Source organism: Comamonas sp. Z3 (assembly GCF_008121565.1).
GTDB classification, from domain to species: Bacteria; Pseudomonadota; Gammaproteobacteria; order Burkholderiales; family Burkholderiaceae_C; genus Comamonas; species Comamonas brasiliensis.
This window is the reverse complement of sequence record NZ_VOQU01000008.1, coordinates 46925-62442: the sequence shown is the minus strand read 5'-3', so window position 1 is coordinate 62442 and position 15518 is coordinate 46925. Positions and strand designations below refer to the sequence as shown.

Annotated in this window: 15 protein-coding genes; 7 read left to right on the top strand and 8 right to left on the bottom strand. The window is 62.9% G+C overall.

What is annotated here, in order from left to right:
- Window positions 1–189 precede the first annotated feature (189 nt).
- A complete protein-coding gene (locus FSY59_RS22020) occupies window positions 190–1110 on the bottom strand; it encodes a LysR family transcriptional regulator (protein WP_003053170.1) in 921 nt (306 codons plus the stop codon).
- A 97-nt stretch (window positions 1111–1207) separates the two neighbouring features.
- On the opposite strand from FSY59_RS22020, the gene leuC reads away from it, so the two are divergent.
- The 3 genes from leuC to FSY59_RS22005 are packed head-to-tail and all read left to right on the top strand — an operon-like array spanning window position 1208 to window position 4180.
- Complete coding sequence (gene leuC / locus FSY59_RS22015; RefSeq protein WP_148729695.1) at window positions 1208–2623, top strand: 3-isopropylmalate dehydratase large subunit; 1416 nt, start codon at window positions 1208–1210, stop codon at window positions 2621–2623.
- A complete protein-coding gene (gene leuD, locus FSY59_RS22010) occupies window positions 2616–3299 on the top strand; it encodes a 3-isopropylmalate dehydratase small subunit (RefSeq protein ID WP_148729694.1) in 684 nt (227 codons plus the stop codon). Before leuC ends, leuD begins: the two co-directional genes overlap by 8 nt.
- Window positions 3299–4180, top strand: coding sequence for an alpha/beta fold hydrolase (locus FSY59_RS22005; protein ID WP_187427966.1), 882 nt, complete (start codon window positions 3299–3301; stop codon window positions 4178–4180). The genes leuD and FSY59_RS22005 overlap by 1 nt, the downstream gene beginning before the upstream one ends.
- Before the next feature lie 160 nt (window positions 4181–4340).
- Here FSY59_RS22005 and FSY59_RS22000 read toward each other — a convergent pair whose 3' ends face one another.
- Genes FSY59_RS22000 through FSY59_RS21990 form a run of 3 tightly spaced genes read right to left on the bottom strand, consistent with a single transcriptional unit; the run spans window position 4341 to window position 7257 of the window.
- Window positions 4341–5132, bottom strand: a complete 792-nt coding sequence (locus tag FSY59_RS22000; RefSeq protein ID WP_148729692.1) for an enoyl-CoA hydratase — start codon at window positions 5130–5132, stop codon at window positions 4341–4343.
- Window positions 5129–6274, bottom strand: coding sequence for a CaiB/BaiF CoA-transferase family protein (locus FSY59_RS21995; protein WP_148729691.1), 1146 nt, complete (start codon window positions 6272–6274; stop codon window positions 5129–5131). The genes FSY59_RS22000 and FSY59_RS21995 overlap by 4 nt, the downstream gene beginning before the upstream one ends.
- The gene (locus FSY59_RS21990; protein ID WP_148729690.1) at window positions 6271–7257 is read right to left on the bottom strand and encodes a tripartite tricarboxylate transporter substrate binding protein; all 987 of its coding nucleotides are present in this window, start codon (window positions 7255–7257) and stop codon (window positions 6271–6273) included. The genes FSY59_RS21995 and FSY59_RS21990 overlap by 4 nt, the downstream gene beginning before the upstream one ends.
- A 311-nt stretch (window positions 7258–7568) precedes the next feature.
- On the opposite strand from FSY59_RS21990, the gene FSY59_RS21985 reads away from it, so the two are divergent.
- The 3 genes from FSY59_RS21985 to fghA all read left to right on the top strand — a co-directional run bounded on the left by FSY59_RS21985 (window position 7569) and on the right by fghA (window position 10980).
- Window positions 7569–8492: a LysR family transcriptional regulator gene (locus tag FSY59_RS21985; protein ID WP_148729689.1), complete on the top strand. Its 924-nt coding sequence runs from the start codon at window positions 7569–7571 to the stop codon at window positions 8490–8492.
- A 272-nt stretch (window positions 8493–8764) separates the two neighbouring features.
- Entirely contained in the window at window positions 8765–9877 is a 1113-nt protein-coding gene (locus FSY59_RS21980; RefSeq protein ID WP_003053153.1) for an S-(hydroxymethyl)glutathione dehydrogenase/class III alcohol dehydrogenase, read from the top strand.
- Window positions 9878–10128: 251 nt separating this feature from the next.
- Window positions 10129–10980 (top strand): S-formylglutathione hydrolase, encoded by an 852-nt coding sequence (fghA, locus tag FSY59_RS21975; RefSeq protein ID WP_003053151.1) that lies wholly within the window; start codon window positions 10129–10131, stop codon window positions 10978–10980.
- 51 nt (window positions 10981–11031) lie between these two features.
- Here the strand turns inward: fghA and FSY59_RS21970 are convergent, their stop codons facing one another.
- The gene (locus FSY59_RS21970) at window positions 11032–11979 is read right to left on the bottom strand and encodes a GGDEF domain-containing protein (protein ID WP_235214182.1); all 948 of its coding nucleotides are present in this window, start codon (window positions 11977–11979) and stop codon (window positions 11032–11034) included.
- A 144-nt stretch (window positions 11980–12123) separates the two neighbouring features.
- The gene (locus tag FSY59_RS21965) at window positions 12124–12399 is read right to left on the bottom strand and encodes a VF530 family DNA-binding protein (RefSeq protein WP_003053147.1); all 276 of its coding nucleotides are present in this window, start codon (window positions 12397–12399) and stop codon (window positions 12124–12126) included.
- A gap of 230 nt (window positions 12400–12629) precedes the next feature.
- On the opposite strand from FSY59_RS21965, the gene FSY59_RS21960 reads away from it, so the two are divergent.
- Window positions 12630–12986 carry a cupin domain-containing protein gene (locus FSY59_RS21960; RefSeq protein WP_043374168.1) on the top strand — a complete coding sequence of 119 codons (357 nt, stop codon included), beginning with the start codon at window positions 12630–12632 and terminating at the stop codon, window positions 12984–12986.
- Window positions 12987–13039: 53 nt separating this feature from the next.
- Here the strand turns inward: FSY59_RS21960 and FSY59_RS21955 are convergent, their stop codons facing one another.
- Together FSY59_RS21955 and FSY59_RS21950 are read right to left on the bottom strand one after the other, a co-directional pair.
- Window positions 13040–13339, bottom strand: a complete 300-nt coding sequence (locus FSY59_RS21955) for a putative quinol monooxygenase (RefSeq protein WP_003053143.1) — start codon at window positions 13337–13339, stop codon at window positions 13040–13042.
- A gap of 142 nt (window positions 13340–13481) precedes the next feature.
- Window positions 13482–15401 (bottom strand): FAD-binding monooxygenase, encoded by a 1920-nt coding sequence (locus FSY59_RS21950; protein ID WP_148729688.1) that lies wholly within the window; start codon window positions 15399–15401, stop codon window positions 13482–13484.
- Window positions 15402–15518 lie beyond the last annotated feature (117 nt).

The following is a 15518-nucleotide window of genomic DNA, read 5'->3' as shown; positions in this document are numbered from 1 at the left end:
GGGTTACCTGCCTTTATTGTGAATGCCTAAACAGGCTGGCCCTTGATCCTAATCTGCACCACCTGCGCTTGCTGCAATTGCGCGAGGGCGTGAAGGCGCGACCGAACACGCACGACTTCGCCCAACGACTCAAGCGCATGTAGATCATGTGTCGTTGCCAATTCGCGTTAGCAGGCCCCGGCACGGGCATCACCAAGTTGCATCTGCTCTTCCTAGCGGGCGTTGCGGCGCAAACACGTCAACCAGATGATCAACCAGCGCCTTGGTTTTGGCCGGCAGATGGGCTCCGCCATGGAACTGGACATACACATCAGCCGGAGGCAGTCGCCATTCAGGCAAGACCACCTTGAGGAGCCCTTCCCGAATGAGGGCCCCGACCTCCCACTCCGATCGCATCAGAATGCCGTGCCCGGCCATGGCCCATGCGGATGCCGACTCCCCGTCGTTCGCACTCAGAGGGCCCCGGACCTTGACAGTCTCTGTCTGTGAACCGTTGCGCAAATGCCAGGTGCCAAATGCCTCATCGCCCTCACGGATGAAAAGGCAGGCGTGCCGGGCCAATTCCTGCGGAGTGGACGGCTCCCCAGCCTCTTTCAAATACAGCGCAGAAGCGCAGAGCACCCGCCGGTTGCGTGCCAATACCCTGGCCGTCCAGCGTGAGTCCGGCATATCACCCAGCCGGATGACCACGTCGAAGTTGTCTTCGATGAGGTTGGCAGGACGGTCGCTCAAGTGAAGTTGCACTTCGACCTCCGGGAAACGGCGTGCAAACACTCCCAGGGCGGGTGCGATGTGCTTGCGACCGAAGCCGAAGCTGGCGTTGACACGTATCAGGCCTTGCGGAACGGCTGCCACACCGCCGATGGCTCGTTCAAGGGCGCCCAGCTCGGTCAGAAGACGCCCCCCTTCCACCAGGTATCGCTCCCCCTCGGGCGTGAGGCTCATGCGGCGAGTAGTACGGTGCATGAGGCGTGCGCCCAGCCTGGCTTCAAGTCCCGCAAGCCGTTTGCTGACCGCAGGGCCTGTGACACCCAGTTGCTGAGCGGCGCCTCGCATGCTGCCTTCCTTGCTGAGCATGGCAAAAAAGGCAAGGTCTGAAAATCCGTCCATTGATAACTCCAGCGACCGAAAGCGATTCCTTCACAGATATTGTATGTTTTTGACTCACCTGTGAAACTGCCAGCACTCCACGACATAGAGCGCGCACATGAATCGCACCCTTTATCGCAAGTTGGTCGACGCACATACCGTCGCCCAGCTCGACGAGCAGAACGTCTTGCTGTTCTGCGACCTGCATCTGATGAATGAGTACACCAGCCCTCAAGCCTTCGCAGGCCTGGATGAGCACGGGCGCCGGGTGCTCATGCCCGGCCAGAACGTGGCCGTTGTAAGCCATGTCATTCCAACGGAGCCGGGCGCGATCCGGGTCATCCGAGAGGCTGCACCAGCGCTACAGGCCAGCAACCTGCGCAAGAATTGCGAGCAGCATGACATCCCGCTCTTCGACACCCAGGACGCCCTGCAGGGAATCGAGCATGTTGTGGCGCCTGAGCACGGCATGATCCGCCCGGGCATGGTCGTGATTTGCGGGGACTCGCACACCACCACCTATGGCGCGCTGGGCGCCTTGGGCTTCGGCATCGGCACCTCGGAAGTCGAGCATGTGCTGGCGACGCAGACGCTTGTCTACCGGCTGGCCAAGGACATGCGCATCCAAGTCGACGGCGTGCTGCCAGTGGGCACGACCGCCAAAGACCTTATCCTCATGGTCATTGGGCATATCGGGGCCCAGGGCGCCCGAGGCCACGTCATCGAGTTCTGCGGCACGGCGTTCGAAGCGATGTCCATCGAGTCACGCTTCACCGTCTGCAACATGGCGGTCGAAGCCGGAGCTCGCGGCGCTCTGATTGCGCCAGACCGGAAGGCGGCCAAGTATGTGCTTGAGCGTGCGACGGACTTGCACGGTGTGGCGCGCGACGCAGCGCTTCAAGATTGGGAAGCCCTGCACAGCGATGAAGCTGCGGTGTTCCATGTCGCACATCGCTTCGATGCAAGCGATGCAGCACCCCACGTGACCTGGGGCACCAGCCCTGACCAGGTGATACCGATTGGCGGCGCGATTCCCGACCCGGCTACGCAGACCTCGGCGCCGATGCGCCGCAGTACGGAGCAAGCACTGCGCTATACCGGCCTGGCAGCAGGCGCCCCCCTTGAAGGCACAGCCATCCAGCATGTCTTCATCGGTTCATGCACCAACGCTCGCATCGAAGACCTGCGCGCCGTCGCGGAAGTGGTTCGCGGCCGCCACGTTGCCAAGGGAGTGCGTGCCATGGTGGTACCAGGCTCCGGCGCGGTCAAGCGGCAGGCCGAAGCCGAAGGCATCGCCAGCCTGCTTGTGGATGCGGGCTTTGAATGGCGGGAGCCGGGATGCTCGATGTGCCTGGCCATGAATGGAGACATCCTGGCGGACGGCGTCCGCTGTGCGTCAACGACCAATCGCAACTTCGAGGGAAGACAGGGGCGCGGCGCCATCACCCACCTCATGAGCCCTGCCATGGCGGCAGCCGCAGCCGTCACTGGCACGATTACCGACGTTCGGCGTCTGGAGACCCATCATGCGTGAGCAACACATTCTGTCCGGAAAGATGGCGCCCTTGGCCATCGAGAATCTGGACACCGACCAGATCATGCCCAAGCAGTTCCTGCACGGCATCGACAAGGCCGGGCTCGACAAAGGCCTGCTGTACGACCTGCGGTTTGATGCCGAAGGCCGCAAGCGCTCAGACTTTGTGCTCAACAGACCTGAACGCGCAGACGTCGAAGTATTGGTGGCAGGTGCGAACTTTGGCTGCGGCTCAAGCCGCGAGCACGCGGTCTGGGGATTGCAGCAATACGGCATACAAGCAGTCGTCGCCCCCAGCTTCGGGGAAATCTTCTATTCCAACGCGATGAACAACCAGCTGCTGCTGGTGATGCTTCCAGAAGAGGAAATCACCAGACTCATGACCGATGCCGACAGCCCGGAGACCTCGCACATCCATATTGACCTTGAGACGCTTCGAGTCAGAAGCTGCAATGTGGATGCATTCTTTACGCTGTCCGAGCGGCACCACCGCATGCAACTGGAGCGCCGGGACCTCATTGGCATGTCTCTGACCTACCAGGCCCAGATCGAACAATTTGCGCGCCTTCACTGGGAAGCCCATCCCTGGATGAAAAACGTGGCCTCGCACACTCGCCAGCAACTGGGCCATACTCCGCGAGCGCAGGGCATTGCCCACCTTGGGGGGATCGCATGATGTTCGAAGGCTTCACTGCAAAAGATGTACCGGTCAACGGCACGGTGCTTCGTTGCCGCGTAGGAGGCTCCGGGCCTGCCTTGCTGCTGCTGCATGGACATCCCCAGACCCACGTGATGTGGCACCGGGTGGCGCCTGCTCTTGCCGAACGATTCACTGTGGTTTGCGCAGACTTGCGGGGCTATGGCGACTCTGCAAGGCCCGATGCCGGCCCCGAAAGCCACGCCTACAGCAAGCGCACGATGGTGGCGGATATGCTAGAGCTGATGTCCGCACTGGGCTTTGCACAGTTTCGCATCGCTGCGCATGACCGGGGCGCCCGCGTGGCCCACCGGCTGCTGCTTGACCATCCAGGCCGGGTCCTGCGTGCGATGCTGCTGGACATTGCACCAACGCTCGACATGTATGAGCAGACAGGTGAAGCGTTCGCCAGGGCGTACTGGCACTGGTTCTTTCTTATCCAACCCGCACCATTGCCGGAGAGACTTATCGAAGCGGACCCTTGCGCGTACATCCGGGACGTGATGGGCCGACGCCACGCCGGGCTCGGTGCCTTTGCGCCTGAAGCACTGCAGGAGTACCTGCGCTGCATTGCCATCCCGGGTACCGCGGCATCCATCTGTGCGGACTACAGGGCCTCCGCGGGCATCGACCTGGAGCACGACCGCGCGGATCGTGCCAAGGGGCAAAAGGTGACGGTGCCACTGAGAGTGCTCTGGGGTGCGGAAGGCGCGGTTGGCCGCTGCTTTCCGGTGCTGGACCTGTGGCGCAAGGCTGCCGTCCACGTCACGGGAAAAGCGCTCGACTGCGGGCACTACATCGCCGAAGAACAGCCTGCAGATCTATTGGAAGAGATGCTGGATTTCTTCGCCACCCGATGACCCGGCTCTGGCGTGGGGCCCGCAACTGAACGGGCCATGCCGCCGCTGCGGCATTCCAGCTCTGCCGATAGGCCTCACGTTCCTCTCATCTCAGTCCTCTAACTTGTGCGCCACATGCGATCAGCACACCAAGCCAGCTGCGGCTTGATGCCAAAGCTGACTAACGGCCCTTCCTGGACAGGAACTCCCCCATCAGGTTCGCGGGATCGGCCGATTCATAGGCCGTGCCGAAGATTTCAATGCTGTGACGTATGCTGCCGTCCAGATGCGGCGCCTCGCCGGTGCGCAGCACTCTTTTCTGAGCCCGCATGCCACTGGCGGACAGAGCGGCCAGACTTGTTGCCAACGCCTGGGCTGCGGCCTCCAGCTGCGCTCTGGGCACCACGTCGCTGACCAGGCCCCAGGCTTGCGCCTTCTGCGCATCGATCGCCTCCCCGGTCAGCATGAGCCAGCGCGCCTGACCCTCCCCGATCAGGCGACTCAGAAATGCGCCCTGAATGACCGAAGGGGTGCCGATTTTCACCTCGGGCATCACAAACCGGGCGTCATCCGCAGCGATACGCAGATCGCAGGAGGCCGCGAACTCCAGCCCGACACCGATGCACCACCCCTGCAATGCACAAATGCTGGGCACGGGAAGATCCCGGGCTGCCTCGCACATTTCCGACAAGGCTGCGATGAACCGGCGCGCGGACTGCGGGGCCAGCGCCGCCAGCTCCCTGATATCCGCCCCTCCGACAAAGGTCTTGGTGCCGGCCCCCTTGAATACCACGACGCGCACCGCATCGTTGCCAGCCAGCGCCCGCAGCTGAGCCGCCAGCGAGAGCGCGGTCGAGCTGCTGATGATGTTCAAGGGCCCACCTGCGGCAAACTGGACGGTGGCTATGCCGTCTGCCGATATCTCGATGGTGGCGGCCTCGGCCGGATTGCAAAGCGATTGATCAGGATTCATGGTGTCGATGATTTAGAAAGGTATTCGTCCGTGTGCTGCCCCGCCCTTGGCGCCAGCCCGCTGCGCACAACCGCAGACATGCTCGCCGCCCACTCGGGCTGCCCGTCTCTGGCATTGCGCTGGAAAAAGCCCGTGCTGCGCAGATGCTCATCGTCAAACAGGTCTTCGACGCTGTTGACCGGAGCGCAGGGAATTTCCGCAGCGCCGAGTATTTGCAGCCACTGCTTGGTCGTCCTGGATGCGAGAACCTCGGAGACAAAGCGGTAGATCGTGTCGTAATGCTCGGCTCTTGCCGCGGCCGAGTTGAAGCGCTCATCCTGGTGATAGCGCTGCGGCTCACCGATGACCTCGAAGAAGCTCTTCCAATGCTTGTCGTTGTAGACAATCACGGCGATATGTCCGTCGGCCGTCCGGTAAGGCTTGCGATGCGCAGTCAGCAGGCGGCTGTAGCCGGTCTGCCCCGTTGAAAGATCGAAGGTGCGCTGCCCCATGTGATCGGACAGCACGAACTCCGCCATCGTCTCGAACATCGCCACGTTGAGGTAGCCTCCCTGCCCGGTTCGCTCGCGCCGCATCAGGGCCGCCAGGATCTGATGCGCTGCCGTAATCCCCGTCATCCGGTCGGCAATCAGGCCGGGCAGATAGCCGGGCTCCGTGCCCATCTGCCGTGCAAACAGAGAAGCCAGTCCGGACTCGGCTTGAATCACGTCATCGAAGGCCGGGCGATCTGCGTAAGGCCCGGATGCGCCGTAGCCGGTCAGCTCCGCGTAGACGATATCGGGGTGCAGCAAGCGCACGCTTTCGTAGTCCAGCCCGATTCTGGCGATGGCTGCAGCGCGGATGTTATGCACAAACACGTCAAATTTCGGAATGGCGCTGCGGATCCACTGTTGTCCTTCGACGGATTTCAGATCGACCACGACCGAGCGCTTGTTTCTGTTCGCATGCAGGAACATGGCACCCATGCCCGGCTCCCGCTTGGCGCCCGCATGGCGCATGATGTCGCCTTCCGGAGGCTCCACCTTGACCACTTCCGCGCCATATCCCGCGAGGATCTGCGTGCAGACCGGCCCCATGATGACCGAAGTCAGGTCAAGCACCCGCAGACCACTGAGGGGGCCGTTCATTGGTACGGCGCTCATTCAGGCTTGACTCCTGCGGCTTCGGCGCGCTGCATCCAGACCTGCTTTTGCTCGACCGCGAACTTGCGATGCTCGCCCAGGGAGTTGGGGGACACGCTCATCCCCGCTGCCGACAACTTGCTCACCGTGTGCGGATCATGCAAAACCTCCTTGGCCTCGGCGGCCAGCTTCGCGATCACGCTGGCTGGCGTTCCCTTGGGCGCAGCAAGCCCGACCCAAACGACCAGGTCGAAGTTTCGATAGCCCAACTCGGGCAGCGTCGGGACATTCGGAAACTCCTTGAGGCGCCCTGGCGCAGACACCGCAAGCCCTCTGAGTCGCTCGCTGTGTACAAAGGACTTCACCACGGAGAGATCGGCGAAAAGAAAGTCCACCTGTCCACCAAGCAGATCGGTCACCGCCGGAGGCTGGCTTTTGTAGGGTACGCCCAGTGCCTTCACGCCTGCCAGCGCATTGAAGGTTGCTGCGGCGATTCGGGCGGCCGCAGAGCCGTAGGCATAGCTCAGAGGCTGCTGCTTCGACAGCTCCTGCAATGCGGCTACGCTGTCGACCTTCAGGCCAGGCCGCGCCACCAGCATCATCGGGATGGAGGCAATCCTGGTGATATGAACAAAGTCTTCAGTGCCGTCATAAGGCACCTTGGCAATCAAGGCGCCAGCGGCCGAATGGGTCGAGCTGCTGGTCAGCACCAGCGTGTATCCATCGGGTGCGGCTGCCGCCACGCTTGCCGAACCGATGGTGCCGCCTGCTCCTGCCTTGTTATCGATGACCACGGGCACGCCCAGCCGGGCGGACAGGCCATGGGCCAGCACACGACCTGCCGTGTCCGTGGCACTGCCCGCGGTGAACGGGACGACGATCTTGATCTGCCTGCCCGGATAGCTATCGGCCTGCGCCGCTGCAGCCAGGCTCAATACGGCCAGACAGAAGGCTGCGACGGCCCCCAGGCGTCGGCTTGCGCGGCCGGTTGCATGAATGCTCAAGGTAATTCCTCCAAAAATCGCTCCGTCCTGGAAGCGCTGAGGCAATGATCAGCCGTAGAGACTCATTCAACAATCGACTAATTTTCATCAACAGATTCCTGTTCAGAATGAGTGGCGAAGCCCTCCCGCGAGCGTCGGCAAGTTCACCCATGCAGCAGCGCAAAGGGCCGCAAACCAGCACGCTGCGCTTCGGGCAGGCTGGTCATAATGCAGGCAGATCGCAGCCGCTTCGGCAACGCATCGGGTATGCAGCATCGCCTCCGCTATCGGCCAGTGCTCTGTCCGGAGCCACCCTCTCCAGCGAGATCCCCATGAGAATGAACGTGACTTTGCGCCAGTTGCGCGTTTTCTGTGCAGTCTATGAACGCCGCAGCTTCACCTCGGCTGCCGACGACATGCACATGACGCAATCGGCAGTGAGCAAACTCTGTGCGGAGCTGGAGTCCGAGATCGGGCTGCCGCTTTTCGAGCGCACCACGCGCCGTGTCACCCCGTGTGATGGAGCCGCAGAGCTCTATGAGTACGCGCAGGAGGTTCTCAACACCATGCGGCTGGCCGGCCGGCGTCTGTCGGCACTCCGCACGCTGGACCAGGGCAACCTCAGCATCGCTGCATCGCCCATGATGATGTCCGGGCTTCTGGCGCCCGTCATCGAGGCGTTCGCACGCGATCACCCCAAAGTCCGCATCGACCTGCATGAACTGACCACGGATGAATCCGTGGACTATGTCCGAACCGGACGATGCGATTTCGGACTGGTATCCATTGCCGAGCACGATCCGCAACTGGAGCCCAAGGTGGTTTGCGCGGAGCTGTTGTGCCTGGCCTGTACACCTTCCCATCCGTTGGCGGCGAAGAAGAGGATCACCTGGGGCGAAGCTTCGGACTACCCCCATATCACGCTGCGCAGCGTGTACAGCACGAGAAAGACCATCGACAGAATTCTCAAGGCTCAGGGACTTGAGTTGCGCTCAACGATACAGGCAGGCACCTTGGCAACTTCGCTCAGACTGGTGAAGGCCAGTCTGGGCGTGACCTTGATCCCCAGCTATGCCAGGGAGTTTGCGCAGGACCTGGGACTGAAGGTCATGGAGATCTACGACAAAAAGCCCTATCCCCATGAACTGTCCTTGCTGACGCGCCGCGGCCTCAAACCCTCGATCGCCGCCACTGCCTTCATGGATGCGCTGCAAGTGCATCTGCAAGGGCGAGCAAGGCGCAGGCAGCACCCGTGAGGCCTTGTACCTGCGGGTTCGGGCCTACAAACAAGCCAACATCGACAGATGTGTCCATCTCATCCACACATGACTGACGAAGACGCTCGGCTGCGCATCGCCAGCCAGCGGACCATGTGACATTCGGCCAAAGAGCCGCCATCTGCGGCCACGAATTTCCAGAGGGCAGCGGGATCGCCTACATTCACACTTCACAACCGGTGCGCCCGGCCCGGCTCAGACGCCGCCTCGGGCAACCACCGCATCCTCAGCCTTCCAAGAAAGACCTGCCCATGAAATCCCGCGCCGCCGTAGCCTTCAAAGCCGGAGAACCCCTGCAAATCGTCGAAATCGACGTCGCGCCCCCCAAGGCTGGCGAGGTGCTGGTCAAGATCACCCATACCGGCGTCTGTCATACCGACGCTTTCACCCTGAGCGGTGACGACCCCGAAGGCATCTTCCCTGCCGTGCTGGGCCACGAAGGCGCGGGCATCGTGGTGGAAGTGGGCGAAGGCGTGACCAGCGTCCAGCCCGGCGACCATGTGATTCCGCTGTACACCGCCGAATGCGGCGAATGCCTGTTCTGCAAGAGCGGCAAGACCAATCTGTGCGTGGCAGTGCGCGCCACCCAGGGCAAGGGCGTGATGCCCGACGGCACGACACGCTTCAGCTACCAGGGCGAGCCCATCTATCACTACATGGGCTGCTCGACCTTCAGCGAATACACCGTGGTTGCCGCCGTCTCGCTGGCCAAGGTCAACCCCGATGCCAACCCCGAGCAGGTCTGCCTGCTGGGCTGCGGCGTGACCACCGGTCTGGGCGCGGTCAAGAACACCGCCAAGGTGCAGGAAGGTGACACCGTGGCCGTGTTCGGCCTGGGCGGCATCGGCCTGGCCGTTATCCAGGGTGCCAAGCTGGCCAAGGCCGGCCGCATCATCGCCGTCGACACCAACCCCGGCAAGTTCGACCTGGCCAGGACCTTCGGCGCCACCGACTGCGTGAACCCCAAGGACTTCGACAAGCCCATCCAGCAAGTGATCGTCGAGATGACTGGCTGGGGCGTGGATCACAGCTTTGAATGCATCGGCAATGTGGAAGTCATGCGCGCAGCGCTGGAATGCGCCCACCGCGGCTGGGGCCAGTCGGTCATCATCGGCGTGGCCGGCGCCGGCCAGGAGATCAAGACCCGCCCCTTCCAGCTGGTGACAGGCCGCAAGTGGCTGGGTACGGCCTTTGGCGGCGTCAAGGGCCGCAGCGAGCTGCCCGGCATGGTGGAAGACGCCATGGCCGGCAAGATTCAGCTCGAACCCTTCGTCACCCACACCATGGGCCTGAAGCACATCAACGAAGCCTTCGAGCTGATGCACGAGGGCAAGTCGATTCGTAGCGTTGTCAACTACAAGTAACAACCCCTGAGGCGCTTTGCGCCTTCCCCCTCTCTCTACGCGCTGCGCGCTATGGGAGGGGGACGATGCCTTCGCTGCGAGGCGGCTCTTGCTCGGCATCTCTCACCGAGGCTGTGCCAGTGTTTGATGCCTCGTCCTGCGCTTTCAATTTCAGAGCTGCTTGCGCATGCTTTGATTCATATTTAGATATAAAACAGCTGAAAACGCTTGATTGACGAGCGCAAGCAGCTTTTCTTTTAGGAGTAAGCGCCATGGAACTCAAGAACGCCCACGCCTGCTTTGGTGGCGCCCAGCGCTACTACGAACACCATGGTTCCGAGACCGGCCTCGCCATGAAGTTCTCGGTCTATCTGCCGCCCAAGGCCGTGATGGGCGAGAAGGTGCCGGCCCTGCTCTATCTGGCCGGCCTGACCTGTACCGAAGAAACCTTCATGATCAAGGCCGGAGCCCAGCGCCTGGCCTCCGAACTCAATATCGCCCTGATCTGCCCCGATACCAGCCCGCGCGGCGCTGGCCTGGCGGGCGAGGCCGACAGCTGGGACTTTGGCGTGGGCGCCGGCTTCTACCTGGACGCGACCACCCGGCCCTGGGCGCTGCACTGGCGCATGGAGAGCTACATCCTCAATGACCTGCTGCCCCTGGTCGGCAGCAAGCTGCCCGTGGACCTGCAGCGTCTGGGCATCTTCGGCCACAGCATGGGCGGCCACGGCGCGCTGACCCTGGCATTGCGCCACCCTGGCCGGTTCAGGTCGGTCTCGGCCTTTGCGCCGATTGCCAACCCCATCAACTGCCCCTGGGGCCACAAGGCTTTCAGCGGCTATCTGGGCGAAGACAAGGCCGAATGGGCCAGGCATGACGCCAGCGAGCTGATGAGCGCGCAGACCGCAGCCCCCTACCCCGCAGGCATCCTCGTCGACCAGGGCCTGGCCGACAAGTTCCTGATCGAAAAGCAATTGCTGCCCGAGGCCTTCGAAGCCGCCTGCGCCAAGGCTGGCCAGCCGCTCACGCTGCGCCGGCATGCGGGCTACGACCATGGCTACTATTTCATTCAGAGCTTTGTCGACGACCATCTGCGCCACCATGCGCAGCAGCTGGGCGCCTGATTCTGCGGGCGTGGCCCGGCCAATGGCGCTGCTGGGCCCTTCTGCCAGGCCTCAGGCCAGGCCGTAGTTCGATTGGGTTCCATCCGCCACGACCGCCCTGTGTCCGGCCTGCCGCTTGGCGGCGTACAAGGCCTGATCCGCACGGCGCATGATGTCCTCCAGGCTGCTGTCGGTCGGCATGAAATGCGCAATCCCGACGCTGAGCGAGGGCACGGGATCGGTCGTGGCATACAGTTGCAGCGCCTGTCGCCCCACATCCAGCAGCCCTCGCGCCAGGGTGGTGATCTCGGCAATGCTGCGGCCGCCGCACAGCACGGCGAATTCATTGGCGCCCAGGCGACCGAACACATGCTCCGGAGCCAGCAGAAGACTCACGGCGGCCGCCAGATCGCGCAGCGCCTGATCCCCTGCGGTATGGCCCAACCCTTCATTGATGGCTCTGAAGTAATCCACATCAAAGCTCAGGAGACAGGCCGGCAAGCCTTGCTGCCTGTGGACCGTATAGGCCTGGGCCAGCTCGCGCATAAAGCCCCGGCGATTGCGCAGCCCCGTCAACTCGTCGGTCAGGGTCTGCTCCTGCAGCTGATGCTGCAGGCGCTTGTGATCCGTGATATTGCGGGCCACCCAGAGCACGGCCTTCTCGCCCCGGAACAGCTCCTCCAGGGCTAGGATGCGGGCTTCAAACCAAGTCGTCTCGGCAGGCCCGCGCCCGGGCTGGCCCAGCATATCGGCTACGCTGAGCTCGTACTCCACCACCTGCATCTGCTGGCTGCCCAGCGCCTCCCGGATCTGCTGCAGAAACCAGAGCGCCTTGGCGGGAGCCAGCACATCGGCAATGAACCGGCCCACCAGCGAGCTTGCGTCATGCGGGTAACGTGGATCCCTGCCGCCCACAACGGCCGCATAACGCCCCGACTCGGTCAGAACAAAGGTAGGGTCCGGCAGGCGGTTGCAGAGGCTTTGGAACTGGCGGGCTGTGAGAGTGGGATGGTCGGGCATGGGCGCAAGCAGGGCAGGATCGGAAAATTCGGGAAAAATCGCTTTTTCGACCGCCGGCATTGATACGGGCGCGCCTCATGCAAAGATAACCGCCTATTGGCGCTTACTCTTTCATCTAGCTGAAACCATGTTGGAAGCGCTCACTCAGTCCTCGGAGCTCTCCGCTCTTTTCGCGCGCCGCTGCTGCTCGCGCTCATCGGCACGCCGGGTCTGCACATACAGCTGCTCCACCTGTTCGCGCGCCCAGGGCGTCTTGCGCAGAAACTTCAGGCTCGAGGAGATGCTGGGGTCCAGATTGAAGCAGCGCACAGGCACGCGGCGCCCTAGCTCTCGCCAGCCGTAATAATCCACCAGATCGGTAACGATGCGCTCAAGCGTCAGCCCATGCAGCGGGTTGCGCGGTTGTTCTTGGGAAGTCATGGGCGCATTGTCGGGGAATCACCCTCCAAGCGTCTGCTCCGGGGACAAGCGCCAGGCGGCACAGGCCACAGCGCCCTTCCCCCGCCCGACCGGGGACATGGGAAAGGCGCCACGCCGAAGACATGGGTTTGGCTTTCCTGGGCAACGACAAGAGATCACACTTTTGCCAATCGGTCCGAGCGAAGACAGGTTCGCTTCAACGGCCGTGACGAGGCGCGAAGGAGCAAAGAATGTCCAACCAACAGCAAGTCCCCGAAACCCGGGGGGTGGCAGTGCAAATGCTGGCCACGCTCGACCTGGGCCCCGAGATCGAAGGCATGGCGGGACGCCAGCTTCGCATGCGCCTGGTGACCATGGCGCCAGGCGGCGTCTTCGGCCCGGTTCACGACCACAAAGACAGACCCGGCATGGTCTACATCCTCGAAGGATGCATCACCGACCATAGAAATGGCGTGGCCACCGACTATGGCCCGGGCGTGGGCTGGCCCGAAGACAGAAACACCACGCACTGGCTGGAAAACCGTTGCGCCGTGACGGCGGTGGAGATTTCGGTCGACATCATCAAGCTGCAGCAGGCTCCAAGCTAGTGCCGTCAATCGAAGTGCCTTCAAGCGAAGGCCACAGCCGAGCGCCAGACCGCTCAGGTGGCGCGTGGCGCCTGCACCTCGTAGAGCCGCAGATCCCGCTGCCCGATCCCCAGCTCCGGCCATGCGGCACGCCAGGCCTGGATATGCGCAGATGCGAAATGTGCATCCAGCGCCGCCTGATCCGACCACAGCTCCTTCACATGGATCAGCCCCGGCACCAGCACATCTTCGGCATAGCCGTACTCGAGACAGCCTGGCTCCGCGCGCGAGGCCTCCACCATGGCACGCATGGCAGGTCGGGCAAGCGCCAGGTTTTCGGATGGCAAACGCACCGTCCCCACGATCAACAGCATGTCTTCTCCTCTTGAGCACAAGCAAACATCGTAGCAAGCAGCGCTCACTCGCTCGACCCGGGCGCAAAAAAGGGAGGGCAATGCCCTCCCTGAAACACCTTACAGGCGTTGATGCCGATCGGCAGTCCTTGGCCAGGGACTCTCAGGCCCGCATGAAGGACTCGAAATAGGCGCTCAGTGCAGCATGGTCGCCCAGGGGCAGAACCTGGGCCACATACTGGTCGGGACGCACCACCACCAGAGCGCCCTGCTGGCGGTCGATGCCGCGCAGCTCGAAGATGTCCTGACCGGCATTCTTCAGATCGGGGCTGAACACCTTTTCATAGTCGATCATTCCCAGCTGGCCCTTGGGGGGCAGCAGCAAGGCAGGCAGCGTCTCCAGCGCCACCTCGGTATAGGCCTGCGGGAAGACGGCACGCAGATCAAAGATGCTGTCGATATCCTGGCCGGCCGGCGTGAAGCGGCGCAGCGGCGATGCGGCATCGCTCTCCAGGAAACGACACAGCGCCAGCAGGCCGGACTCGGGCTGCGCCAGGTCGTTCTGCCCTGCAAACGCATACAGGCGCCAGCGGCCATCGGCCTTGCCGCAGTGGCCCAGCTGCAAGGGCTTGGCGTCGGAAACGCGCACCACCGGTGCGGAATGGAAACGCATGCCCACCGTGAAGCCGCTGGCCATTGCCTGATGCGTGGCCTGTCCCGTCAGCACGGAGGGCGCATAGTGCGTGCCCACGCCAGCCGTGAAGCGGCCATGCTGCTCGAAGTACTTCTGGAACTCCTTGGGGTCCACACCGCCCTGGCCGCCTTCCTTGGCCGGGTCGCTGAACATCTTGGCCCATTCGCGGTCGAAGTCGATCAGTTGCTGGGCCACGACCTGGCGCTCGGACGAATAGGTGTGCAGCAACTCGGGCGCACATTGCTTGCGCAGCACGGCGGCCAGCTTCCAGCCCAGGTTGAAGCTGTCCTGCATGGAAAAATTCATGCCCTGGCCAGCCTTGGGGCTATGGGTGTGGCAGGCATCGCCGGCGATGAAGACGCGCGGCAGGGGCGAGTCCGGTGTGGCCACGCCATCGGCCACATCGTCATATTTGGCGCAGATGCGCTGGCCGATCTCGTACACCGACCACCAAGGCACATTCTTGACGTCAAGCTTGTAGGGATGGAGCACGCGCTGGGCGGTTGCTATCAGCTGCTCCACCGTGATGTTGCGGCTGGCCACACGCTCGTCGGCATCGAGCTTGTCCATCTCCACATAAAAGCGCGCCAGGTGACCGCCTTCGCGCGGAATGATGAGCACATTGCCCTGCTCGGACTGAATGGCCACCTTGTAGCGCACATCGGGGAAGTCCGTCACGGCCAGCACATCCATCACGCCCCAGGCCTGATTGGCCGAATCGCCGACCAGCTGGCGGCCGATGGCCCGGCGCACATTGCTGCGCGCGCCGTCGCAGCCCACCACATAGCGGGCCTGCACGGTTTCGATCTGAGCGGCATGGGCGGCATCGCAGCGCTCCAGCGTCACGGTGACCGGATAGTCCGCTGCGCCGCGCTCGACCTTCACATCCAGCACGCGGCGAGCGTAGTGCGGCTCCAGACGGCTGGGCGAGTTGCGCATGCGCTCCAGATAGTGGTCGTGCACGCGCGCCTGGTTCAGGATGACGTGCGGGAACTCGGACAGACCGTCTTCCGTATCCTGCACGCGGCCATGGCGGGCGATCCGGCCAGGCTCGGCGGGATCAGGCTTCCAGAAGGTGACGTCGTTGATCCAGCAGGCCTCCTTGAGGATGGAATCCGCGAACTCGAAGGCTTCGAACATCTCCATGGTGCGGCAGGCAATGCCGTCGGCCTGTCCCAGCTCCATGGGGCCTTCCTTTTGCTCCACGATGCAGGTACGGATATCCGGGAAGGCCGCCAGTTGCGCGGCCAGCGTCAGGCCGGCGGGGCCGCAGCCCACGATCAGCACATCGACCTGCGAGGGCACGGCCTCGGTATGGGCAGGGGCCAGCGGCGAAGCCGGAGCGATCAAGGGGTTGCCGGGACGAAAACCGTTCAAATGAAATTGCATGGAGGCCTCAAGTTCTTCAAGTGCGCAGACGCCAGTGTCTGCCAATCAGTCCGCACACAGATAGTATGCATGCATACCAAATGCATGCATCGTATTATCCGAGCCTTGAAATGCCAA